The organism is uncultured Shimia sp. (genome assembly GCF_947493595.1).
In the GTDB taxonomy this organism is placed as follows: Bacteria; Pseudomonadota; Alphaproteobacteria; order Rhodobacterales; family Rhodobacteraceae; genus Shimia.
The window spans coordinates 31930-54900 of the sequence record NZ_CANLRL010000013.1 but is presented as its reverse complement, the minus strand read 5'-3'; the positions used below and the strand labels follow the sequence as shown (position 1 = coordinate 54900).

Below are 22971 nucleotides of genomic sequence, written 5' to 3'. Positions count from 1 at the left end.
ATAGCGACGCAGATGGTGTCACGCAGTTTCACTTCCAAAAAACGTTAAGGTGTATGTGCAGCCTACGATGAGTGCTGCAATCTAAGCATACAATCTTTGCACTCATCTGCTTGGTGAATTCGGCGACATCGTAGTAGGCCAACTGTCCCTTGTGAGAGGCTCAGAACAAACCGTAATTGGGATGGCTGTTCACCACCCCAATCAACCGTTTTGTTACTCGCTTGGTTCATACCAAGGCTTGGTTGGGCGCCAGTCAATCTCGCCAAGGTCATTTTCATCGCGGAAGTCGTCCAGCATCTCATTTTGTGCGTTAAATCCAGGCCCCCATTCACCGGAGCGAATAAAGTCGCTTGTCGGGTTGGGCACAGTTGGATCGGGCGGCGGTTGGCGATTTGGACCGGCTACAGCGCTGGCCCGATCCGGGGAAACGGCCATACGTTCGGTGACGCCATCCGCTGTGATGTTCCACGTCATCATATCAACGGCAATGGAAAGCGGACCGTCGTAAGTGGAGCGAATCTCGACCAAAAGCTCGTCATGTGCTTCTGCCATTGTGTGGTACCCCACTGCATGACCCGGATCGATTTCACTCATGATCTTCCCAAAAGCCGGGCCAGACGTGTGGAACTCACAACATGCGCGCCACGCAAGCTGCGCGGGCTGGCCGTAGTCGTTCATAAAATACTCAGGGTTGGCAAAGGCTTCGTGGATCACGAAATCCGCACCCTTGGCATATTCGGCAAACCATTTGTTGGGTGAACTGTCCCCACCAAACACCAGTTTCAGACCGGCGTATTCGATGATGTAGCTCACCGGACCATCGCCAGCGTGGATGGCCGGAATGGACCGAATGACAACCCCGTCTTGATCGTAGACCACGGCGTTTTCCGCTTTGTAGTCGAACTCATGCACTGTGATCCCGCCAGGGATCGGGCTGATGGCGAAGGATCGGGTTTCAAAATCCCAGTTGTAGGCGCGCTTGAAACCGTCGATGGCATAAGCAGTGCCCATGTCTTCTTCCCGACCGCTTGGCCCCCAGACCTCCAAAGGAACCGGGCGTCCAGCCGTCCACCCACCAGCCCAGAGCGCATCCAAATCGCCCCAGTGGTCTGTGTGTAGGTGGCTGATGAAGACTTTTGTCAAAAACTCTGAGGGGATCATCAGGGAATTGATGTTACGCATCGAGCCGGTACCAATGTCAAAGATGATTTTCTCGCCATTGCCAAACTCAAACAGGAAACATGCTGACGCCTGACCACGACGTTGGTCCGGCATACCTGTCCCACAGGCCACAACCCGAACTTCGCCTTCGGAAAGTGCTTCGGTACCTGGGTAATACACATACCGATCAGGAGCCGTTCCTGTCCGTTCCGTGACCACCCCGCCAGCGGCGGATGCCGACACCGGGCTTAGCGCAGCCCAAAGTCCAGCAGCTGCGACAACTGCAACTGAAGCTAACCTGCCCAACATGCAACGCGACAAATCTAAAGACATTATCTTGCCCCCAATCCACTTGATGTAATTGGGTCAATCGTAATTTGAGTGTACGGTAGCGTCCACTCAATTATTCGGAATTTTCATTTTTGTGCGCCGGTATTCGAGGTCTCTTCGCGATCAATCCCGGCGAATCAACATATTGACACGCAGCTCTCTAAGCCGTTTTCTTTCGGACACCTTCATATCCGTGAACAGCTGCGCCTCTGTTGTTGTGGTCGCCACAAAGGTGCGGGTGCGCATCTCTAGGTCATCGCCTTCAAAACCAAGGCTCTCAAAAATTCCGCGAATATGACTGACCCGTCGCCGCATTTCTTTTTGGTAGGCTTTGTGAACTTCAGCGTCTGACTTTGCCCATTGACGCATCGCGAAATCCAGCTTGCCAAGGTCAAATTTCTCAACAATATCAATAATTTGAATCAGAGCCTTGGTCGGACTTGAATTTCGCAACTTCTTTTGCACCGCAAACGGGATGGCATCTTCATTTACCCAGTGAGCGATCAAGGATCGCTGGAGGTGATCACGATCTTCGAAGTGATAATAGAAGCCACTTTTGGCAACCCTCAGATCCTTGGCGAGCCGTTCAACTCGTACTGCTTGGATCCCATGCTCTTTGAGCACATCCAAAGCGGCATTCAACCAATCTTGTTTGCTTCGTCTTGGACGCGCGCGGCTGTTGGGGCGGTTAGATTCATTCATGCCGTATATTTATAGCGCAACAGTTTTTGCTGCAATCGAGCATGGGCTCGGATTTTTGGTAGACGGCACCGTATACTTTTCTCTAAAAATCGAGGGGCGAAATTCAATCCGCGAGGCGCGCTTGGAGACCTCATCTTCACGTGCTGAGGTCAAGCGTAGCTTCTGCAGTGGGTAAAAAGCCGGGAGGGCAACCAGCATGCCAACAGACATTTTCCGACGCCTCGCCGTTGGCGCGACACTTCTTGCAGCAACTGTTGCAGGCGCCGCAGCAGAGCCGATTTCCCGCACGGGCCAGCCAGACGATGATTGGCGATACACAGCGGCGATCTATGCGTTTTTACCCGCTCGCACAAATGGGACGTCAACTGTGGCAGGCTCGAGCGTACCTCTGGACCTAAACCTGTCTGATGCAGCCGGACTACTCGAATACGCCGCTGCGGGCCGCTTTGAGGCCTGGCGCGGGGACTTTGGCGTTATCTTCGACGCCAACTATGTCCAACTTGATGCCAATGGCACGTTGCCGACTCCCGCGGGGGCAACATTCAATGCTGACATCCGGCAGAAATGGTTCGGGATATTGGGTGCCTACAAGGCCGTTGATACCATCAATGCCAATGGCCAACGCGTGGCTTTGGACCTTCAGGCTGGCGCGCGCTACAATAAGCTACGCCAAGAGATCACGCTCAACACGCCCGCACCGACGCCAACACTTGGTGGGGACCCCGGATGGTGGGAGCCTGTTGTTGGCGCGCGCGGCATGCTGGAGATCAATGACCGCTGGGCTGCAGTTGCCACAATTGACTTGGGTGGGTTCGGCGCGGGAGGAAACGACCTGCAAGTCGGCGCAAATATCGGATTTGATTGGAAACCCTGGGACAAAACGTCCCTCTTCTTTGGGTATCGCTACTACAGCATCGACTATAGCGCAACGTTGTCGACCGGCCCATTTGCTTATGACGTACGTCAGCATGGTCCTGTCTTTGGCGTCAAATTCCGCCTTTGATGAATCACCCGCCCCATTAGAAGTGATGGCCGTTTGGATGCGATTCCATACGGGCTTTAAAAATCGCCCCCTCCGTTAAGCGGATATTGGTTTGAAGCGCATCATAGGTCTGCTTTCCGCCCATTCTAACAGGCAGCACCGGCTAGTGACATCGATACAAGCAGGACGCGCTTGAAGTTTCCCGTATATTCCGGGCTGAAGTAGTCACGTGAAGTAAGTGAGCTTACCTCACTGCTCTCCATGCAGAGTTTACGCTTCACTTTGGCGGCTTACCTAGGACGAGGTTTGGCAGCTCAGAAGGCAATGGCTGCCAAAAACCTACAAGCCGGGCGGCAACGAGCATACCACTACCAATTTGAAGGTCCCAGATGTGGAGGGATTGTTTGAAGAAGCCTGATCCTAGCGAAAGCCGAGTGTGGGGTAAAATGTGGGGCAAAGTCGAAAGGCTTTGTCTTTTTTCTTTGTTTTAAAAATACTTAATGCGGATATGTGGTGCCCAAGGAGAGACTCGAACTCTCACGCCCGTGAAGGCGGGGGATTTTGAATCCCCTGCGTCTACCATTCCGCCACTTGGGCCACGGGTGTGATTTAGCCAAGGTTTTGAGGAAGGTCCAGACACAAAACGAATTCTTTTTCATTCGCGGAAATTTGCGGACCAAGACGTGATCACATTTTATTTGCTTGCACTCCAGAGGCAAATGCCTACGCAGGATGGAGCAAAACTATACGGCCACAGAGACACTTTATGCTGCATCGCCTCTACAATTGGACTATGCGCCTGGCGGATCATCCACGAGCGTTGTGGGCCCTCGCTATTGTCAGCTTTGCCGAAAGCTCCTTCTTTCCGATCCCGCCGGACGTGTTGATGATTCCAATGATTCTGGCCCGTCCCAACCGCGCCTGGTTGATCGCTCTTGTGGCGCTGGTGTCGTCGGTGGTCGGCGGGCTGTTTGGGTACGCCATTGGTTACTTTGCCTTTGAGCAAATTGGAGAGCCAATTCTGCAGTCGCTTGGAAAAGCTGATGCCGTGGCAGAGTTCTCCACACGCTTCAACGATTTTGGTTTCTGGGCGGTTTTGGGCGCTGGCGTGACGCCATTCCCGTACAAAGTCATCACCATCATGTCAGGCTTTACCCACATGCCACTTTTGACTTTTATGGCCACGTCTGTGCTGGCGCGCGGCATTCGTTTTTTCCTTGTCGCTGCCCTGCTGCGAAAGTTTGGCGAACCGGTGCGCGACTTCACTGAACAGCGCCTGGGCTTAGTCTCTGCTCTGTTCCTCATCCTGCTCTTTGGCGGCTTCCTTGCGGTGAAATACCTATGAAACTGACACAAAAATTGGCGTTTATCGCGCTGACCGGATTTTCCGTGGCCATGATTCTTGGCGCGTGGGGGTTTGAATTCATTGGCGAAATGCCACCTTGCAAGCTGTGTTACTACCAACGATACCCGCATTGGCTCGCCACTGGTGCGGGGCTGCTGGCCATCTTCACGGGCATCGGTGTGTTTGCCTATTTGGCCGCTGCGAGTGCAGTTACGTCCGGGATTGTTGGGCTGTACCACACCGGGGTGGAGCGCAAATGGTGGGAAGGTCCGTCGACTTGTACCAGCTCTGATGTGTCCAACATGAGCGCCGACGATCTGTTCAACCAAATCATGCAAGCCCCACTGGTTCGGTGTGATGAAATTCCTTGGGAATTGTTCGGCTTGTCGATGGCCAATTACAACGCGCTATTGTCCATCGGCGCAGGCCTGCTTTGGGTCTACGCGATCAAAAAACTGACCTGAAACACCATGCAGCGCGCAGATCTCTACCCGGATTTGCGCGTTGACAACAAAAGGTTGGTTTCACTGGTGGCAATCCCGTCCAACCGGCGGATTTGGGTCAGCACCTCATCCAAATGATCAAGGGTATCGGTGCCAAGTTCCAGAATCAGATCCCAGCGCCCATTGGTGCTGTGGATCGCCCGCACGGCGGTAAGGCCGGTCAGTTGGCGCACGATCCGATCCGTGCCACGGCCTTCAATGCCCAGCATCATCAAGCCGCGCACCGGGTCGCTTTTGGCATCCTCTTGAAGTACAACTGTAAAACCAACAATGTCACCACGTTGACGCAGGCGCTCGATCCGACCGCGCACTGTTGTGCGAGACACGCCTAGGTCAATCGCAAGGTCTGACAGCGACGCGCGTGCGTCATGGCGCAGAGCCGATATCAGCTTTCGATCAATATCGTCCATTTTGCTCACCCCTCATAGCCATTTTGTAAAGTCGCTGCTCGTTATGTGCAAATTGAGGGGTGTAAATCAACCCATTTCGGAAGGATTTTGCCTAAATAGCGGAACATGAGACATAACATGACACAGAAAAACTGCCTATTGGTGGGCGCTCCAGTCGACAGTGGGAAACGCCGTCGCGGTTGTTTAATGGGGCCGGATGCCTACCGGACCGCCCGGCTAGGTGAAACTTTACTTAACCTGGGCCATACCGTTCAGGATCTGGGCAATCTGCGCCCTGCCCCGTTTGAGCCAGATGCGCAAGACGATGAACTGCATGCGCTAAACGAAACCGTTGCCTGGACCGAAGCCCTGACGGAGGCTGCTGAATCTGCTATGGCGACGGGTTTTCCAATATTTCTCGGCGGCGACCACAGCTTGTCCGCTGGAACCGTGGCAGGGGTTGCCAACCACGCCGCCACTTTAGACCGGCCACAGTTTGTTCTGTGGCTCGACGCGCACACAGATTTTCACACGCCGCAGAGCACAGGCAGTGGCAACCTCCACGGGACACCGGTTGCGTATTTTGCCGGTCGCAGCGGATTTGACGCCTTCCCAGCAGTGCAAAACCCGGTCCCGGAAGAAAACATCTGTATGATTGGACTGCGCTCAGTCGACGATGCGGAACGGGAAACCCTGCAAGCCACTAAGATTCGACGCCACGACATGCGTGAGATCGATGAGAACGGCATTGCCCGCCCTTTGGCGGTCTTTCTGAAAGAAGTGGCCGCACAGAATGGGATGTTACATGTCTCGCTCGATGTCGACTTCCTGGACCCGTCCGTGGCGCCAGCCGTCGGCACCACTGTTCCAGGTGGCGCAACCGTCCGGGAAGCGCATCTGGTAATGGAGATGCTGCATGACAGCGGGCTGATGACATCGCTGGATCTGGTCGAACTCAACCCATTCCTGGATGAGCGCGGACGCACCGCAAAACTGATGGTCGACCTGGCCGCCTCTGCCCTGGGTCGCCGCGTATTTGACCGCCCAACCCGGAGCTTCTCATGAGCTTGGTTCAAGCGCCTGAAGCGGTAGTGATGATCCGTCCTCACCACTTCCACTCCAATCCGGAAACTCGCAGTGACAACGCGTTTCAAACGCAAGCGGACGGTCAAAACGTAGCCGAGCAGGCCCGAAACGAATTTGACGCGGCAGTGACAAAGCTGCTCAGTGTTGGCGTGCGGGTACATGTATTCGAAGACGAAACCGACCAAACACCGGACAGCATTTTCCCAAACAACTGGTTTTCCACCCATGCAGGCGGTCATGTTGCAATCTATCCGATGTTTGCCAAAAACCGGCAGGCGGAACGTCGTGCGGATGTGATCGAGATGCTTAAGCGCGACTATCGCGTGCAGGATGTCATCGATTTTTCCGGACTGGAAGAAGACGGGCTCGCACTGGAAGGGACTGGCGCCATGGTTCTCGATCACATCGAGCGCGTCGCCTACACGGTGGAATCCAATCGTGCTGATCCGGTTATACTCGAACGGTTCTGCACGCACTTTGGCTATGAGCCACTTGCCTTTGAGGCCCGCGACCGATTTGGAAAGCGCGTGTACCATACCAATGTTTTGATGGGGATCGGAACGCACTTTGCACTGGTGTGTTTGGATATGATTGTTGACCCCACCCGCCGGGCCATGGTTCGTGAGCGCTTGGAACTCTCCGGGCGGCAAGTGATTGAACTATCCGAAGCACAGATCGAGGCTTTTGCGGGAAACGCCATTGAATTGACCGGGACCACGCGAGTGTTGGCTTTGTCACAAACTGCAATCGACGCCCTTCAACCGGATCAAATCAAAGTCATCGAAAAGACGGCAAAGCTTGTGCCTCTCTCTATACCAACCATTGAGACAGCAGGTGGCTCGGTTCGCTGCATGCTGGCAGGCGTGCACCTGGCTCGCCGAAAATCTAGGATCAACTAAATGACACAACCCTCTGAAAAAGCTCTCGTTCCCTTCGTTTCAGTCGACAATATGATGCGGCTTGTGCATCACGTTGGTGTCGAGCAAATGCTGAAAGATTTGACCACTTATGTGGAAGAGGACTTCCGCCGTTGGGAGTTGTTTGACAAAACCCCACGGGTTGCAAGCCACTCAGATGTGGGCGTGATCGAACTGATGCCGACGTCCGATGGTGAAGCCTATGGTTTCAAATATGTAAACGGCCACCCAAAAAACACGGCAGAAGGGCTGCAGACCGTCACCGCTTTTGGTCTCTTAGCGGATGTTTATACCGGCTATCCTGTCCTGCTCACCGAGATGACCATTTTGACCGCGCTGCGCACGGCAGCAACATCTGCAATGGTCGCCAAATACTTGGCCCCAAAAAACGCAGACACGATGGCAATGATCGGAAACGGAGCCCAATCTGAGTTCCAAACCCTTGCGATGAAAGCCATCCTCGGGCTCAAGTCGGTGCGGTTGTATGACAAAGATCCGGCGGCCACTGCCAAATGCGCGGCCAACCTTGCAGGCTTAGGCATCGATTTGGTGATCTGTAAAACACCCGAAGAGGCCATCGAGGGTGCGCAGATTTTGACCACCTGCACCGCCGATAAGCAAAATGCCACCATCCTGAGCGACAACATGGTGGGAGCCGGTGTGCACATCAACGCAATAGGCGGCGACTGCCCTGGCAAAACCGAGCTGGCGAAAGCCATTCTGGAACGCTCCGACGTGTTTGTTGAGTTCCCGGAACAGACCCGCATTGAGGGTGAAATTCAGCAGATGGACCCCGACTTTGCTGTCACCGAACTCTGGCAGGTGATCACGGGCGAGAAACAAGGCCGTCGCGACGCGCGACAGATCACCCTGTTTGACAGTGTTGGCTTTGCCATCGAGGATTTCTCAGCACTGCGCTACATTCGCGACAAAGTGGCGGAAACCCCATTCCACGAAGATCTCGATATGCTGGCCGACCCGGACGATCCACGCGATCTGTTTGGCATGTTGCAGCGGGCCAAAGCCTAAATCTCTGTGTCGCCTGCTGCTCTATTGGGCTGCGGGCGCTTTCATTACCAGTTCTCTTCGCACCATGAATGTGTGGATCGAGAACACCACGGCATCTGTTTTCGGCAAGCGCAGTATGCATTGCTTTTCGGAACGCAAATACGCTCCGGTCATTGCGGGCACAGGATCACGTGGCGCATCTTCCGAGCGCGGTGTAAACAGCGATGGATTGTCGTACCAAAGCGCGTTTTTGCGCCACAGCGGGCGCCTTGCCCGCACGCCATCAAACAGCCGCTGGACACGTTTGGCGATGTTGTTGTCATACTCTGCAACGGGCACATGAATGCCGATCAAAGGCCGCATGAATTTCTCTGACAAGGTCCAACTGGCCGGAAAGCACAGCACGGCGCCTGTGAGCACATGTTCGTCGCCGACTTTTTGCATCAGGCAAATGTCTTCCTGAATGATTTGTCCGAGTGTCCGCAGCGGCTGTTCTCGATCGAGAACAACAACGCGGTTACCCGGACAGCGCACCGTTTGTGGCCCTACTTCAAAATCAGGCCGTGCCACCAACTGCATCAACGCCAAGTCCAACACTTCTTGCGCCGCAGGCAGCGCTTTTTCCGACAAGGCAGAAACCAGATCAGGAGTCTCCGATAACAACCTGAAGCGTAACAACATTTGCGCCTCGTAGGCGTCATCAACAATCAACCAGTCGTCGATATTGAGCGGCGCAATGCCTGGTAACGGTCGCTCTTCCAAGGCGTCGTATGGAATAGAGGTCTGCAAGATTTCTGTCATGACAACAGGCGTAACGCAGCCAATCCGCCATAGCATCAACAATTTCATGTGCCGCAGCGTTCCGCAGTTCTCTCATCAAGTCACCATACCGTGAGATTGTGTAGCAGTGGCTTTGCTCCCCCGCCTTTCCAGCCCACATTGAGACAGCCACGAAAGAGGAGCGCATTATGCCCACCAAACGCATCACCTTTGCCGGTCACGCCGGAGACAGTTTGGCCGCACGCCTGGACATGCCAGAAGGGCCACATCTGGCCACCGCCGTATTTGCCCATTGCTTCACCTGCTCCAAGGACATTCCCGCCGCGCGGCGGATTGCGGCGCGCCTGGCGACCATGGGTATTGCGGTCCTTAGGTTTGATTTCACGGGGCTTGGTCATTCCGAAGGGGAATTTGCCAACACACATTTTTCTAGCAACGTTGCGGATTTGGTGGCAGCCGCGAAGTACCTTGAGGGTGAGGGCATGGCCCCTGACCTGCTGATTGGGCATAGTCTCGGCGGTGCGGCGGTGTTGCGCGCGGCGAGGCACATCCCTTCCGCCAAAGCCGTGGTCACTTTAGGCGCGCCCTCAGATCCCGCCCACGTGGCGCATCAATTTCATGCGCACACCGACCAGATAGCTTCCGAAGGCCAAGCCACGGTGTCCCTTGGTGGGCGGCCGTTTGAGATCAGAAAGGCCTTTCTGGATGACATCTCCAATCAAAATCTGAGTAAGTGTATTGCCAATCTGAACAAAGCGCTCTTGGTGCTGCATGCACCACGTGACAGCACCGTTGGCATCGAAAATGCTGCGCAGATTTTTGAAGCCGCCAAACATCCCAAAAGCTTTGTCACGCTGGACGACGCAGACCACCTGATCACCAATCCCAAAGACGCAGAATACGCCGCCGAAGTGATCTCTGGCTGGGTAGGTCGATATCTCAACCTGACCCCACCTGCCCCACCGCCCGGTGCGCCAGAGGGGGTTATCCGCGTGTCAGAAGCCAATCCGAAAGGTTTCTTGCAAGACGTAAACGCAGGTCCATTTCATCATGCGGTTGCGGATGAGCCGCTCGCTTATGGAGGCAGCAACCGAGGCATGACGCCCTATGGGTTTCTGTCAGCAGGTTTGGGCGCCTGCACCTCCATGACAATACGCATGTATGCGCGGCGCAAAAACTGGCCACTGGAACATGTGTGGGTGGATGTGTGTCACGACAAGATCCACGCAGCAGATGCGGAGGCCCCAGCAGGACAAAAGGTGGATCAATTCCGCCGCAAGATCCACCTTGAAGGCGCGCTCACCCAGGAGCAGCGCGCCCGATTGTTGGAGATTGCCGACCGTTGTCCCGTGCATCGGACGTTGGAGCAATCAAGCGAAGTGGTCACGCAACTGGCGTGACCACTCCCCTTACCGTCGCGGCGACGGACGTGGCGCGGGCCGAGGTGTCGGTCGTGGCGCAGGCGTCGGGCGCGTAACCGGTGGGCGCGGTGCAATCGGGTGCACCGGACGTTCCGGCGGGCGTTCAATGGGGTGTTCCGGACGAGGCGGACGCTCCGGGCGCGGCGGATATGGACGGTAATAATAGTCGTTCCACATCATCGAGTCGTAATAGGCCGAAGAGCCACTGCCGCCTGGATTCTCACAGGCGCTCAGCAACGTCACACCAGTTGCCAAAGCGGCCAGAAGTTTTAAAGGTCTCTGAAAAGACATCATAATCCGGCCTCCCTAGCGCGCTTTGATCGAGGTGAGAATGGCGTTCACGTCAGCCAAGGCGCTATGGTCAAAGCCCTGCGACATGATGGTCAACGCCACCACCACCCGACCGTTTTTGATGTCGAGCAGAGTCACGTTGAACGACACAGGCCGGCCATCCCGCCGACCAGTTCCGGTGATCACCGTGGCCGCGTAGTTGCCAATGCGACGGTCTTCGGCACTCAGGATCTCGGTGGTTTTCGCCAGTTGCCCACTCAATCCACGCGCGTATTCTTTGGCATCCTCCAGAGTGCGGAATTTCGGCGGTGAAATAAGCCCAATCCAAACACCGTGGTCGCTTTCCGGTTCCAGCCCGAAAACCCGCTCAACCGCGCGAATTTCATCGCCATTTGTTGGCGCAAGGTCACGTGGGCCACCCACGCGCAACTTCCAAAAATCAGGCACATCCACCTGAAACACACTGCGGGATTGGTCGCGATAGACCACCTGTGTGTCGGCCTGCGCCAGCATGGGCGCTACACAGAGCGCTGCACTTAAGAGCAGGCTGCCAAGCCTCAACGTCTTTTTCATAAATGCCTCCTGTCAAAATTCCTAGTAATAGGACACGCAATCTAAGCGGTTGTATAGGGATTTCTGGGGGAAATCGCCGCATTGCAGCGTGAAAACCTTGCTGTTTTGGGTTGCACGGTCTAAACGGGCCGCGACCCCAATATCTAACAATGCAAGGCTGAGATTATGATCCCGCGCTATGCCCGCCCCGATATGGTTGCCGTTTGGTCGCCTGAAACCAAATTCAAAATCTGGTACGAGATCGAGGCGCACGCCTGTGACGCACAGGCCAAGTTGGGTGTCATCCCGCAGGAAAACGCAGACGCCGTCTGGAAAGCCAAAGACGTTGAGTTTGATGTGGCGCGCATCGACGAGATCGAAGCTGTGACCAAGCACGACGTGATCGCGTTCTTGACCCACCTGGCCGAGCATGTTGGCTCTGAGGAAGCGCGTTTTGTACACCAAGGCATGACCTCTTCTGATGTTCTGGACACCTGTCTGAACGTGCAGCTGGTTCGCGCGGCCGACATCCTTATGACTGGATTGGATCGCTTGCTTGCCGCGTTGAAAACACGCGCAATCGAACACAAAGACACCCTGCGTGTTGGCCGCTCCCACGGCATCCACGCGGAACCAACCACTATGGGCCTGACGTTTGCGCGCTTCTACGCGGAAATGGACCGCAACAAGACACGCCTGCAACAAGCTCGTGAAGAGATTGCAACGGGTGCTATCTCCGGCGCGGTTGGCACTTTTGCCAATATCGACCCAGCTGTTGAAGAACACGTGTGTGAGCAGCTTGGCCTGACTCCAGAACCGATCTCCACACAGGTGATCCCACGTGACCGCCATGCGATGTTCTTTGCCGTTTTGGGTGTGATTGCGTCCTCGATCGAAAACGTCGCCATCGAAATCCGCCACATGCAGCGCACCGAAGTGCTGGAAGGCGCAGAATTCTTCTCCATGGGCCAAAAAGGCTCTTCGGCGATGCCGCACAAGAAGAACCCGGTTCTGACCGAGAACCTGACCGGCCTCGCGCGCCTGGTGCGCATGACTGTGATCCCAGCGATGGAGAACGTCGCCCTATGGCACGAGCGCGATATCTCACACTCCTCCGTAGAGCGCGGCATTGGCCCAGACGCCACAGTGACGCTCGACTTCGCCCTGAACCGTCTGGCCGGTGTGGTCGAGAAAATGTTGATCTTCCCTGAGAACATGCTCGACAACATGAACAAGTTCCCGGGTTTGGTGATGTCGCAGCGTGTGCTGCTGTCCCTGACCCAAGCGGGTGTGTCACGCGAAGATGCTTATTCCATGGTGCAGCGCAATGCGCTGAAGGTCTGGGAAGAGCGCGTGGATTTTCAAGAACAGCTTCTGGCAGACGCGGACGTGGTCGCGGCATTGGGTGTTGATGGCATTAATGAAAAGTTCAACATGGATTACCACACCAAACACGTCGATACGATTTTTGCACGCGTCTTCAAAGACTAAGGCGCCGCAATGAAAGTAAAGGAAGGCGTGCCGAACCGGCGCGCCTTTTTTGTTATCTCCACTGACGGCTCCGTGATTTTTGCATTCGGCCTGCCCGTGATACTCTGCCACCAAAGAGTGTTCTTTTGGTGGAGTTCTTCATGACTATTACGCGCGGATTGATTTCAATTGCTTTGGCAACCTCCTTGGCCAGCCCCCTCTTTGCAGCGGGCAGCGGATCATCCGAACCCAAGCCGAAAACCGTGACCTGCACCAAGGGCAATGTCTTTAGCGAAAGCAAAGGCAAGTGTGTGCCACAGCAGGACAGCTCTTTGACGGATGAAGATCGTATCGAAGAGTTGCGCGCGCTGGCCTACGCTGGCCGCACAGCCGAAGCGCAGGCGTTGTTGGCCGCCCTGTCTGACCAAACCTCAGATCAGGCTTTGACTTACTGGGGCTTTACACACCGCAAGCTTGGCAACGTGGATGTCAGTTTGATTTTCTACGACAAGGCGTTGACACAAAACCCAAATAACCTTCTGGCGCGATCTTACCTTGGGCAAGCGCATGTGGAGTCAGGCCGCTTGGATTTGGCACGTTTGCAGCTCCAGGAAATTCGAGATCGCGGCGGTGACGGCGGATGGCCGGAACTGGCGCTGTCTGAAGCCATACGCACCGGCACAACTTTCAATTATTAACCATCTTATTCAGGGTTTCTTTAGGCTTGAGTGATTGATTGGCGCTTAAGACAAATGGAGACCTTAATGGACAATGCGATTCCTTTGGCGCCACTGGGTGGCGTCGATGACATGCCCAGTTTTGGTGGCATGGGCAAAACCACTCTCTCCCGCCCGCAGAAAGCGGCAATTATCGTGCGTTTCCTGTTGAACGAAGGAGCGGAACTGGCGCTTGCAGAGCTGTCTGACAACCATCAGGCAGACCTGACCTATATGATGGGTGACATGGGCTATATCGACCGGGAAACACTCGGCGATGTATTGATGGAATTTGCGCAAGAACTTGAGTCGATTGGACTTTCTTTCCCCAATGGCATTTCCGGCGCTCTCAGCGTGCTGCAAGGGCAGATCAGCCCAATGACCGAAGCACGGCTTCGAAAAGAAGCTGGTGTGCGCATGATCGGCAACCCATGGGCACGGATCAAAGAGCTTTCAACCCAAGAGCTAATCGAGATGGTTGATGGCGAAAGTATTGAAGTCTCCGCAGTCCTCATTTCCAAATTGCCCGTGGACAAGGCCGCCGAGGTTTTGGCCAAGCTGCCGGGAGACAAAGCGCGTCGCATCACCTTCGCCATGTCCATGACGGAAAGCATCACGCCTGAGGCGGTGGATCGTATTGGCCTGACTCTGGCCTGCCAAATTGAAGACCGACCACCAAAAGCCTTCAAGACCGGTCCGGAAGATCGATTGGGTGCCATCCTCAACAGCGCGTCCACAGCGACCCGAGAAGAAGTCCTTGGCTCATTGGATGAAAAAGACGCCGCCTTTGCTGATGCTGTGCGCCGCCGCATTTTCACCTATGCGCATATCGCAACCCGCGTGAAACCGCTGGATGTGCCAAAGCTGACCAAAGACATCGACGAAGCCGCTCTGGTCACGGCCATGGCATATGCCACCGAAGGCGACTTTGGCATGTCGACCGAGTTTATCTTGTCCAACATGTCCGGCCGTATGGCTGACCAGCTGCGCGAAGCTGTAACCGACCGTGGCAAAGTGAAGACCAAAGAGGCAGAAGCCGCCATGTCAGAAGTCACCAAAGCGGTGCGGGAATTGGTGGAACTTGGCGAGATCGAGCTTGTCTCCGAAGATGACGACGAAGACGAATAACTCCCGACTTCAGTTACTTAATACGCGCGGCGGTCTCGATGGGGCCGCCGTTTTTCTGTTGGATCAAGACCACAATAGGCGCATCACCTTTGACGCGTACGTTGGTTGAAAGATCGCCACGCCCGTTCCAGTCTTTCACCGTCTCCCATTCGGATACGATGTTGGCATAAGTGAGCAAACGGCCAGCATTTTCTCCGCGCTTGATCGATACTTTCTCAGCCTGCTTGTAGCGGATCACATGTACCTGCATCGGCTTGGGCTGAGCCGTCTTCGCGTTGATCCGCAGTTGGTTACCGTCTCGTGTTATGGCGAGCTCAACCAGCCCTGCGTTTTTCTTGTGAGCTTTGATAAAGCCCTCAACCTTGTCCGGATGGGCGCCGACCACATGATCCCTACCGTTAACGATCATCTGAGGCGTATAAACGGATCGATGTCCGGCGGCGCGGGCATAACTGTGCTGTCGCTGCGTATAGGCGGGATCGGCATGGATATCTTTCCAACCAATATAGTCCCAATAATCCACATGAAATGCCAAAGCGATCACGTCGTCCCGCCCGGCCAATTCCTTATGAAAGTAGTCATCCGCGGGCGGACAACTGGAACAGCCTTGAGACGTGTAAAGCTCCACCACCACAGGGGCTGTATCTGCAGCCAGCGGCGATGCCAGGCTAAGCCACAGCGCAGCAATTGCGCCCGTCATACGGATGCCCATCTGTCCGATCATTCTCTGGTCCATTCCATTGAGTGTGTCCCCGACACCGTTGTATTCGGATAGGATGTGACATGCCAATCAAGGTTTCGCGAGAAAGAGTGAGCGTCGCTTCACGATCACAGGCGTTGGGCGAAAGTGGCCAATTGCACTTGTGTCCCTTTGCCCCTATGGACGGGCCAACACTCACAAGAAGGTCTGCCACCTATGTCTGACACCAAACGCATCGTGCTTTCCAGCGACCACGCCGCCATTGACCTGCGCCAAGCGGTTGCCACCCATGTGGCTGCCAAAGGTTATGAGGTGATCGACATCGGCCCCACCACCACCGAGAGCACCCACTATCCGCTACACGGCAAGGCCGCTGCTGAGCGCGTGGCATCCGGCGATTGCGATCTGGGCATCATCCTGTGCGGCACCGGCCAGGGCATCATGATGGCGGCCAATAAGGTTCCAGGGATCCGCTGTGGCGTGTGTTCCGACACGTTTTCCGCTGCGATGATCCGCGCCCACAACAACGCCAACATGCTATCGATTGGGGCGCGTGTCGTGGGCGAAGGTGTCGCGCTGGAGATTGTGGACGCATATCTCGACGCAGAGTTCGAAGGGGGCCGCCACGGCACTCGTGTGGACATGATTGAGGGCTAAGCGTCAACCAGTCAAAAAAGGCCTCGGCGCATCGCTGAGCCGAGGCCATTTTGTTTCTGATATTTGAGCGCGTTAGTTGAGCGCTTCCAGCGCAGGGCGAATGCGGCCTTCCACTTCTCGCTCGGTCACCGGACCCGCAATGCGCAAAAGAATGTTGCCTTCGCCATCCACCAGGTAGGTTTCCGGCACGCCATAGACACCCCAGTTCAGCGCCATCCGTCCTGTGGTATCCGCCCCGCCAGCAGTATAGGGGTCGCCCAATTCACTAAGGAAACTCAATGCGTTGTTCGGTGAATCTTTATAGTTCACGCCAAGAATGGTCAGGCCTTCGGCTCGGAGATCCATCAAGTTTGGATGCTCCACACGGCATGGACCACACCAGCTTGCCCAAAAGTTCACCAGCGTTGGTTTGCCAGTGCGCAGCGCTGTGGCATCCCACATGTCTTTGTCACCCAACATGGTGATCTGCACGTCAGGGGCTTGTTCGCCCACAAGCGCGCTTGGCAATTCATTGGGGTTTTCTCGCTGCATTCCCAACAGGAACATTGCCGCCAACCCTGCGAATAGCAGTGGTGGCAGGAACATCAGCGGCGAGACCTTCTTTTTGGCTGGCGAGTCGCTCATTTGCGGCGCTCCTCAACATCGTCTAGGTCCGCGCGTGCTTTGCGCGCTGCCCGCAGGCTCCACCAAATCAAGCCGCCAATCAGCAGCAATGACACCGCGTAAGACGACAGAACCGTGTCGGCGTATTTTCCCAGATCAGGCATCATGCCAAACGCTCCCGTGCCAGCAACGCACGGGTGCGTCGCTTGTGAATTTCCGTGCGGGTGCGCAACAGCACCAACGCGACAAAAAACAAGACAAAGCCAATGATGCACATCATCAGTGGATAGAAGAACACGTTTGAAACCTTCTCTTCTGTGTCAGCGCCGGTCACGGCCCCTGCCCGCATGATGGAGGCACCTTGATGCAGGCCCTGGTTCCAGAAGTTCACCGCATAGCGGCTGAGCATGGCAAAGACCGAACCAACGATACAAAGCACGGCGGTAAGGTCCGCGGCGGTGTCCGGGTTATCAATCGCTTCCCAAAGCGCGATGTAGCCGAGATAAAATAGGAACAGGATCAGGAACGATGTCAGGCGCGGATCCCAGGCCCACCAAGTGCCCCACATCGGCTGGCCCCAGACCGCACCAGTCCAGAGTGCGATCAGGGTCATGACCACTCCCACTGGTGCCGCGGCTTTGGCGGCCAGAGCGCTCACATGATGGCGGCGTACAAGCCAGATCAGCGAGGTGACCAGCATCATGAACCAGATGTTGATCGCCATCAGGGCTGATGGCACGTGCAGATAGATGATTTTTACGGTGGAACCTTGGCGATAGTCATCCGGCGTGAAGAAAAACCCCCAGACCAACCCCACAATCGTTGCGATTGCGGCTAAAACGGCTACCGGCATCAGAAACCGCGAGACGGTTTGGCTGAACTTTACCGGATTGGCATATTCCCAGATCGATCCCATGAGGGTGTCCTATCTTGTCGTCGTTGTTTGTGCACTTCACTTCCATGAGAGCAACACAGGTGCCTTGATATGGATTAAGTCGGCCGCACGCTACCGCAGATTCATCCGCAACACCAAAGCACTGGCAAATGGCAAAAGCGCGATCACGCCAAAGGTTATGCCCGCGAGCATCAGCAGCGGTGTGGCCACATCCTGACCTTCCGCACCTCGACGGGCAAGCTCCGCGCCGAAGATCAGCGTTGGCACGTAAAGCGGTAAAATCAAAAGAGAAAGCAGCAATCCGCCGCGTTTGATCCCCACAGTCAAGGCTGCGCCAAAGGTGCCAATCACGCTGAGTGCAGGTGTGCCAAGCGCCAGCGATGTCACCAGCCAGACAAAGCCCTGCGGCGGCAGGTTGAGCAGCACACCAAAGACCGGAGCTGCGACCACAAGCGGCACGCCAGTGGTGAGCCAATGGGCCAGCGCTTTGACTGAGACGACGCCTTCGAGTGGCAGTGGCGATGTGGCGACCAAATCCAGTGTGCCATCTTCCCAATCCAGCGCCAGAATCCGGTCCAGCGACAGAAGACAAGCGAGCAGAGCACCGAGCCACAAAACACCGGGCGCAATCTTGGTCAGAAGGCCGCTTTCCGGCCCAACCGAGAACGGCACAAGTATCACAACAATAAGGAAAAATGCGATGCCAAGACCAAAGCCGCCACCAGCCCGGAAGGCGAGTTTCAAGTCGCGAAAGAGCAATGCTTTCATAGGAACGCCTCGTCATAGCCGCTGATCGGCGCGGCGCCTTGTTTAGCGCGGAACGGCCCAACATCAAGCACGGTCACGTCCAAGCCTAGGTCAATGTGCGTGGCCAGCAGCGCGCTGCCACCATCCGCCAAATGAGCCCGCACGGCGTCGGCAAAAAGCGCAACTGACGCCACATCCAGCGACACCGTAGGCTCGTCCAGGACCCAGATTGGGCGGCCCGTTACCAGCAGCCGCGCAAGGCCGAGACGGCGTTTTTGACCGGCCGACAAACTGCCCGCGAGACGGTTGCGCAAGTCAAAAAGATCAAAGGCTTGAATAGCTTCTTCGATGTCTGACTGACCAAAGACATCTGCCCAGAAGCGTAGGTTCTCCTCAACGCTCAGCATGGTTTTTAAGCCATCGCTGTGCGCGGCATAGGCCACGGCCTCTTCTGGGGCCTCAACGGCGCCTTTGAACGGCGGCTGAAGGCCAGCCACCGTGCGCAACAGTGTGGTTTTGCCAACCCCATTTGGACCTTTTACGATCAACGCCTGCCCCGGGTTGATCTCAAAGCTGAGCCCTTCCAGAACCGCTACGCCGCCGCGGGCCACGCTGACATCTTTGACACGTAAAATCATGTTCTGAGGCTTACCCCATCCCCTTGGCTGGCAAAAGGATTAACCTTTTGAACCCGCTGAATTTCGACGTCGGTATCACGTCTGTATTGTGGCTGTATCGCGGAGGTGGGGATGTGCACCTTAACCTAAATCAAACACTGTGATCGCACCGACCGTTGCGCAACACTTTTGCCTTAGCTTTCCTCTGGCACCGGTAACATCACCGCCGCCACTCGACGGCCTTCGCTGACCAGCACGTTGTAGGTGCGGCACGCCGTTGGCGATGCCATCGGCTCGACACCTATGCCCGCCGCTTCCAAAGCCTGTCGGAACGCAGATTGCACCGGAGCCATTTGTGCGCCCGTGCCCATCAGGATGAAGTCAATCTCGTCCTTAAGGGCCAACACGGCGTCCACATCCTCATATCCGGTCCAGCTGCGCGCGCCTTTGGCGTGGATGATCGCCGCGCCTTTTATGACGTCTCCACCAATGCGAAAAAAACCCGGACCGTAGCTATCGATGGGAATCGCGTCAGCATAGGTTACTTCGGTCATCTGCATGGGGTCATCCTCCGCCGCTTAGGAAAGGCAATCCGGACACCGCCGCGCAGGCGATGATCAGATAGGCCACACCTCGGTATAGCCGCTCATAACGCGGATGGAAGAGCCAGCCGCCCAAAAGATTGCCCGCCATGGCCGGGATCGAGAGCATGAGACCCAGAACAAAAGGCGCCGGATCAAATTGGCCGAGGATCAACAGGACAACCACCAGCAGTATGTCATAGAAAAACAGATAGGCAGAGGTGTTGGCACGGATCACGGACGGCCCATGGGGGCTGGCCATGTAGAATAGGATCACCGGCGGACCGGGCAGACCTGCGGCACCACCGAGCAAGCCACCTGCCCCGCCAATACCATAGACCATTGGGCCGGTGACAGTGCCGCGATAGCGAAACCCCAACAGCAGCACAGCCAACATGCCAATGGACAGCACAGACACGAGATAGCGAAAAATGCTGGGGTCCGTGCGCGTCAGCAGCCAAAGGCCCACGGGCAGCATGAGCACCACACCAATCATCAGACGCAGCAGGTCACGTTTGTGGCCATTGCGCAGGGCTGCGGGGATATGAACCGAGGGGGCAATGATGTCTAAGCCAGCCAAGGAAACAATCGCCCAGAGGGGCGGCATGACTTGTGCGGCGATGGGGAGATAGATCAGCGCGGTGCCAAATCCGGAGAAACCACGCACAATGCCAGCCACAAAGGCGGCCAAAGCAACCCAGGCAAGGCCATCAATAGCCAGTGCCTGGGTCAGGAGATCAGGCGTCGATATCGGCAAACTTGTTGCCGGCGGTGTTGGCCTGCTTGGACCAATCGCGTTTGACGCCAAATTTCAGAAGCGCTGCAGAGGCGATGAAGACCGAGGAATAGGTCCCGACAATCACACCCCAAATCATCGCAAAGACAAAGCCACGGATCACGTCGCCGCCCAGCACAAACAGGGAAATCAGCGCCAGCAATGTGGTGGCGGAGGTCATCACCGTCCGGCTCAAGGTTTCGTTGATCGAGAGGTTCAGCACCTCTTTCAGATCCATCTTTTTGTACTTGCGCAGGTTTTCGCGGACGCGGTCGAACACCACAACCGTATCGTTGAGCGAGTAGCCCACGATGGTCAGCAGCGCCGCGATAATGGCGAGGTCAAACTTGATCTGCAACTCGGAGAATACGCCAATGGTCAGCACCACATCGTGCACCAATGCCATCACAGCGCCCACAGCAAACTGCCACTCAAAGCGCAGCCAGATGTAGACAAGAACAGCGCCAATCGCCAGCAAAACCGCAATCACCGCAGTGTTGATCAACTCGCCGGACACCTTTGGACCAACCGACTCGACCGACACAAAGGTGATATCCGGTGCCACGGTTTGCAGCTGCACCTCCACCTTCTTGATCATGTCTGCGGTCACCGCCTCTTCGCCCTCTTGGGCCTGGATGCGGATCATGGTGACATGTTGGTCTTCTTCAAAGGTCACATCAAACACCTCGGTGATCGAAATGTCCCCCAGTTCCAGCGGCTCAATCGCTTGGCGGTAATCTGCGATCACCACCTCCTGCGCGCTTTCAGTCCGGATGGTTGTACCACCCCGGAAGTCGATGCCGAAGTTCAGACCCTGAATAAAGAAGCTCACCAGAGCCGCCACCATCAGTGCGCCAGAAATACCAAGCCACAGCGTTGGGCGGGCGAAGAAATCCCATTTGGTCTCTTGTGGAACAAGTCTCAAACGCATGGCTTATACCTCTACTGTCTTGGGACGGCGGCGTTCAAACCACATCACGATCAGCACACGCGTCACAAAGATCGCGGTAAAGACGGATGTGAGAATGCCAAGGCCGAGCGTGATGGCAAAGCCGCGCACTGGGCCGGAGCCCACGGCGAACAGGATCACAGCGGTGATGAAGGTGGTGATGTTGGCGTCAAGGATTGCAGAGAGAGCCTTTTCATAGCCAAGCTCAATTGCGCGGGCTGGTCCTTTGGCCGATTTCAGCTCTTCTCGGATGCGTTCAAACACCAGCACGTTGGCGTCCACCGCCATACCGATGGTCAAAACGATACCAGCAATACCCGGCAAAGTCAGCGTGGCACCGATTAGGCTCAACAGGCCAAAGATCAGGCCAACGTTGATGATCAGCGCAATGTTGGCAAAGACACCAAAAGTGCCGTAGCTCAGGAACATGAAGATCAGCACACCCACAAAAGCCACGATACAGGCAATGCGGCCGGCTTCGATGCTGTCCTGGCCCAGCTCTGGACCAATGGTGCGTTCTTCAAGGAAGGTCAGCTCCGCAGGCAGGGCACCAGCGCGCAGCAGAACAGCCAAGTTGGTGCTTTCCTCAACCGAGAAACGACCGGTGATGATGCCGGAGCCGCCCGCGATGTGGGCCTGAATAACCGGTGCGGAGATGACTTCGTCATCCAGCACAATGGCAAACGGGCTGCCGATGTTTTGCGCCGTGTAGTCGCCAAACTTGCGCGCACCAGTTGGGTTGAACCGGAAAGACACCGCAGGTCGGTTGTTTTGATCAAAGCTTGGCTGCGCGTCGACCAGTTCTTCGCCGGTCACAACAGGGGCCGCTTCAACGATGTAATACACACCTTCTTCATCTAGCGACGGCAGCACTTTGTTGCCAACACCTGCGGAGGCGTCTGGATCAGAGGCACGGCCAACAACCGGATTGAAGGTCAGCTGCGCCGTGGTGCCGATGATTTCCTTCAATTCCGACGCAGAGCCAATGCCCGGCACCTGAATAAGAATACGGTCCGCACCTTGACGTTGGATGGTTGGCTCACGTGTGCCCACTTCGTCGATCCGGCGACGGATGATTTCCAGCGCTTGCTGTACGGTGCGTTGATCAGAGGCGAGTTTCTCCGCGTCAGACAGTTCCACAATGATGGTGTCGCCATCGGTGCTAACCACAATGTCGCTGGCCCCTGCCCCGGTGATCGAGGTCACCGGACGCGACAGACCACGCACAAGGCTTGCAGCCTCCTGAATGGCCTCCGGCTTGGAGATTTTGAAGCGCAGTTCGGTGTCTGGACCCGGCTGCTGGCGGATGGTGCCAACGGTGGCCCGTTCGCCGCGTAGCAAGTCGCGCACCTCTGGCCACATTGATGTCATGCGCGCGGCATAGACATCTTCCACCTTCACTTCGGCCAGAAGATGTGCACCACCGCGCAGATCAAGACCAAGGTTCACCAAGCGCGACGGCAGGAAGGATGGCCATCCCGCAATCAGCGCCTCAGTGTTTTCGTTCACAATGCCAACCGCTTGGTCAGCAACAGCATCATTATGGGCCTCAACCCTCGGATAAAACGCGTTTGGCATGGCCAGAAGCAGGCCCACCACGCAGGTGAGCCAGATCAGGACCCGTTTCCAAAGGTCAATTTGCAGCATGTTAGATGCCCTGTTGGTC

27 protein-coding genes and 1 tRNA gene are annotated in these 22971 nt (G+C 55.9%); 11 read left to right on the top strand and 17 right to left on the bottom strand.

Features of this window, described 5'->3' with window-relative positions:
* Nucleotides 1-213 precede the first annotated feature (213 nt).
* Entirely contained in the window at nucleotides 214-1494 is a 1281-nt protein-coding gene (gntH, locus tag Q0955_RS20285; RefSeq protein WP_299428544.1) for a guanitoxin biosynthesis MBL fold metallo-hydrolase GntH, read from the bottom strand.
* A gap of 120 nt (nucleotides 1495-1614) precedes the next feature.
* Complete coding sequence (locus tag Q0955_RS20280; protein ID WP_299428542.1) at nucleotides 1615-2193, bottom strand: TetR/AcrR family transcriptional regulator; 579 nt, start codon at nucleotides 2191-2193, stop codon at nucleotides 1615-1617.
* A gap of 196 nt (nucleotides 2194-2389) precedes the next feature.
* On the opposite strand from Q0955_RS20280, the gene Q0955_RS20275 reads away from it, so the two are divergent.
* A complete protein-coding gene (locus tag Q0955_RS20275; protein ID WP_299428540.1) occupies nucleotides 2390-3196 on the top strand; it encodes a hypothetical protein in 807 nt (268 codons plus the stop codon).
* Between the two features lie 490 nt (nucleotides 3197-3686).
* On the opposite strand, the gene Q0955_RS20270 is transcribed toward Q0955_RS20275, so the two are convergent.
* A tRNA-Leu gene (locus Q0955_RS20270) sits at nucleotides 3687-3772 on the bottom strand.
* Nucleotides 3773-3941: 169 nt separating this feature from the next.
* On the opposite strand from Q0955_RS20270, the gene Q0955_RS20265 reads away from it, so the two are divergent.
* Together Q0955_RS20265 and Q0955_RS20260 are read left to right on the top strand one after the other, a co-directional pair.
* Entirely contained in the window at nucleotides 3942-4520 is a 579-nt protein-coding gene (locus Q0955_RS20265) for a YqaA family protein (RefSeq protein WP_299428539.1), read from the top strand.
* Nucleotides 4517-4984 (top strand): disulfide bond formation protein B, encoded by a 468-nt coding sequence (locus Q0955_RS20260; protein WP_299428537.1) that lies wholly within the window; start codon nucleotides 4517-4519, stop codon nucleotides 4982-4984. The genes Q0955_RS20265 and Q0955_RS20260 overlap by 4 nt, the downstream gene beginning before the upstream one ends.
* A 23-nt stretch (nucleotides 4985-5007) precedes the next feature.
* Here Q0955_RS20260 and Q0955_RS20255 read toward each other — a convergent pair whose 3' ends face one another.
* The gene (locus tag Q0955_RS20255; protein ID WP_299428535.1) at nucleotides 5008-5433 is read right to left on the bottom strand and encodes an Lrp/AsnC family transcriptional regulator; all 426 of its coding nucleotides are present in this window, start codon (nucleotides 5431-5433) and stop codon (nucleotides 5008-5010) included.
* Nucleotides 5434-5550: 117 nt separating this feature from the next.
* On the opposite strand from Q0955_RS20255, the gene rocF reads away from it, so the two are divergent.
* Genes rocF through Q0955_RS20240 form a run of 3 tightly spaced genes read left to right on the top strand, consistent with a single transcriptional unit; the run spans nucleotide 5551 to nucleotide 8444 of the window.
* Nucleotides 5551-6477 (top strand): arginase, encoded by a 927-nt coding sequence (rocF, locus tag Q0955_RS20250; RefSeq protein ID WP_299428533.1) that lies wholly within the window; start codon nucleotides 5551-5553, stop codon nucleotides 6475-6477.
* On the top strand, nucleotides 6474-7397 hold the full coding sequence (gene ctlX, locus Q0955_RS20245) for a citrulline utilization hydrolase CtlX (protein WP_299428532.1): 924 nt from the start codon (nucleotides 6474-6476) through the stop codon (nucleotides 7395-7397). Before rocF ends, ctlX begins: the two co-directional genes overlap by 4 nt.
* Nucleotides 7398-8444, top strand: a complete 1047-nt coding sequence (locus Q0955_RS20240; RefSeq protein WP_299428531.1) for an ornithine cyclodeaminase — start codon at nucleotides 7398-7400, stop codon at nucleotides 8442-8444.
* Nucleotides 8445-8465: 21 nt separating this feature from the next.
* Here the strand turns inward: Q0955_RS20240 and Q0955_RS20235 are convergent, their stop codons facing one another.
* On the bottom strand, nucleotides 8466-9272 hold the full coding sequence (locus Q0955_RS20235; RefSeq protein WP_299428530.1) for a DUF3445 domain-containing protein: 807 nt from the start codon (nucleotides 9270-9272) through the stop codon (nucleotides 8466-8468).
* A gap of 119 nt (nucleotides 9273-9391) precedes the next feature.
* Between Q0955_RS20235 and Q0955_RS20230 the strand changes: the two genes are divergently transcribed.
* Nucleotides 9392-10603 carry a bifunctional alpha/beta hydrolase/OsmC family protein gene (locus Q0955_RS20230; RefSeq protein ID WP_299428529.1) on the top strand — a complete coding sequence of 404 codons (1212 nt, stop codon included), beginning with the start codon at nucleotides 9392-9394 and terminating at the stop codon, nucleotides 10601-10603.
* 9 nt (nucleotides 10604-10612) lie between these two features.
* Here Q0955_RS20230 and Q0955_RS20225 read toward each other — a convergent pair whose 3' ends face one another.
* Nucleotides 10613-10915: a hypothetical protein gene (locus Q0955_RS20225; RefSeq protein ID WP_299428528.1), complete on the bottom strand. Its 303-nt coding sequence runs from the start codon at nucleotides 10913-10915 to the stop codon at nucleotides 10613-10615.
* A gap of 15 nt (nucleotides 10916-10930) precedes the next feature.
* On the bottom strand, nucleotides 10931-11488 hold the full coding sequence (locus Q0955_RS20220) for a hypothetical protein (RefSeq protein ID WP_299428527.1): 558 nt from the start codon (nucleotides 11486-11488) through the stop codon (nucleotides 10931-10933).
* Nucleotides 11489-11653: 165 nt separating this feature from the next.
* Between Q0955_RS20220 and purB the strand changes: the two genes are divergently transcribed.
* The 3 genes from purB to Q0955_RS20205 all read left to right on the top strand — a co-directional run bounded on the left by purB (nucleotide 11654) and on the right by Q0955_RS20205 (nucleotide 14781).
* Nucleotides 11654-12958, top strand: coding sequence for an adenylosuccinate lyase (gene purB / locus Q0955_RS20215; RefSeq protein WP_299428526.1), 1305 nt, complete (start codon nucleotides 11654-11656; stop codon nucleotides 12956-12958).
* Nucleotides 12959-13098: 140 nt separating this feature from the next.
* Nucleotides 13099-13635 carry a tetratricopeptide repeat protein gene (locus tag Q0955_RS20210; protein WP_299428525.1) on the top strand — a complete coding sequence of 179 codons (537 nt, stop codon included), beginning with the start codon at nucleotides 13099-13101 and terminating at the stop codon, nucleotides 13633-13635.
* 66 nt (nucleotides 13636-13701) lie between these two features.
* On the top strand, nucleotides 13702-14781 hold the full coding sequence (locus Q0955_RS20205) for a FliG C-terminal domain-containing protein (RefSeq protein WP_299428524.1): 1080 nt from the start codon (nucleotides 13702-13704) through the stop codon (nucleotides 14779-14781).
* 13 nt (nucleotides 14782-14794) lie between these two features.
* Here the strand turns inward: Q0955_RS20205 and Q0955_RS20200 are convergent, their stop codons facing one another.
* Complete coding sequence (locus tag Q0955_RS20200; protein ID WP_299428522.1) at nucleotides 14795-15505, bottom strand: thioredoxin family protein; 711 nt, start codon at nucleotides 15503-15505, stop codon at nucleotides 14795-14797.
* Between the two features lie 192 nt (nucleotides 15506-15697).
* Between Q0955_RS20200 and rpiB the strand changes: the two genes are divergently transcribed.
* A complete protein-coding gene (rpiB, locus tag Q0955_RS20195) occupies nucleotides 15698-16138 on the top strand; it encodes a ribose 5-phosphate isomerase B (protein WP_299428519.1) in 441 nt (146 codons plus the stop codon).
* Nucleotides 16139-16210: 72 nt separating this feature from the next.
* Here the strand turns inward: rpiB and Q0955_RS20190 are convergent, their stop codons facing one another.
* The 9 genes from Q0955_RS20190 to secD form a co-directional block, all read right to left on the bottom strand.
* Complete coding sequence (locus tag Q0955_RS20190; protein WP_299428583.1) at nucleotides 16211-16723, bottom strand: DsbE family thiol:disulfide interchange protein; 513 nt, start codon at nucleotides 16721-16723, stop codon at nucleotides 16211-16213.
* 35 nt (nucleotides 16724-16758) lie between these two features.
* Nucleotides 16759-16908: a heme exporter protein CcmD gene (gene ccmD / locus Q0955_RS20185; protein ID WP_299428516.1), complete on the bottom strand. Its 150-nt coding sequence runs from the start codon at nucleotides 16906-16908 to the stop codon at nucleotides 16759-16761.
* On the bottom strand, nucleotides 16905-17657 hold the full coding sequence (locus Q0955_RS20180; protein WP_299428513.1) for a heme ABC transporter permease: 753 nt from the start codon (nucleotides 17655-17657) through the stop codon (nucleotides 16905-16907). The genes ccmD and Q0955_RS20180 overlap by 4 nt, the downstream gene beginning before the upstream one ends.
* A 90-nt stretch (nucleotides 17658-17747) precedes the next feature.
* The gene (ccmB, locus tag Q0955_RS20175; RefSeq protein ID WP_299428510.1) at nucleotides 17748-18404 is read right to left on the bottom strand and encodes a heme exporter protein CcmB; all 657 of its coding nucleotides are present in this window, start codon (nucleotides 18402-18404) and stop codon (nucleotides 17748-17750) included.
* The gene (gene ccmA, locus Q0955_RS20170; protein ID WP_299428507.1) at nucleotides 18401-19021 is read right to left on the bottom strand and encodes a heme ABC exporter ATP-binding protein CcmA; all 621 of its coding nucleotides are present in this window, start codon (nucleotides 19019-19021) and stop codon (nucleotides 18401-18403) included. The genes ccmB and ccmA overlap by 4 nt, the downstream gene beginning before the upstream one ends.
* Nucleotides 19022-19194: 173 nt before the next feature.
* A complete protein-coding gene (locus Q0955_RS20165) occupies nucleotides 19195-19560 on the bottom strand; it encodes an Mth938-like domain-containing protein (RefSeq protein WP_299428504.1) in 366 nt (121 codons plus the stop codon).
* A 4-nt stretch (nucleotides 19561-19564) separates the two neighbouring features.
* Nucleotides 19565-20338, bottom strand: a complete 774-nt coding sequence (locus tag Q0955_RS20160; protein ID WP_299428501.1) for a sulfite exporter TauE/SafE family protein — start codon at nucleotides 20336-20338, stop codon at nucleotides 19565-19567.
* Nucleotides 20319-21287 (bottom strand): protein translocase subunit SecF, encoded by a 969-nt coding sequence (secF, locus tag Q0955_RS20155; protein ID WP_299428498.1) that lies wholly within the window; start codon nucleotides 21285-21287, stop codon nucleotides 20319-20321. Before secF ends, Q0955_RS20160 begins: the two co-directional genes overlap by 20 nt.
* Nucleotides 21288-21290: 3 nt before the next feature.
* A complete protein-coding gene (secD, locus tag Q0955_RS20150) occupies nucleotides 21291-22952 on the bottom strand; it encodes a protein translocase subunit SecD (RefSeq protein WP_299428495.1) in 1662 nt (553 codons plus the stop codon).
* Nucleotides 22953-22971 lie beyond the last annotated feature (19 nt).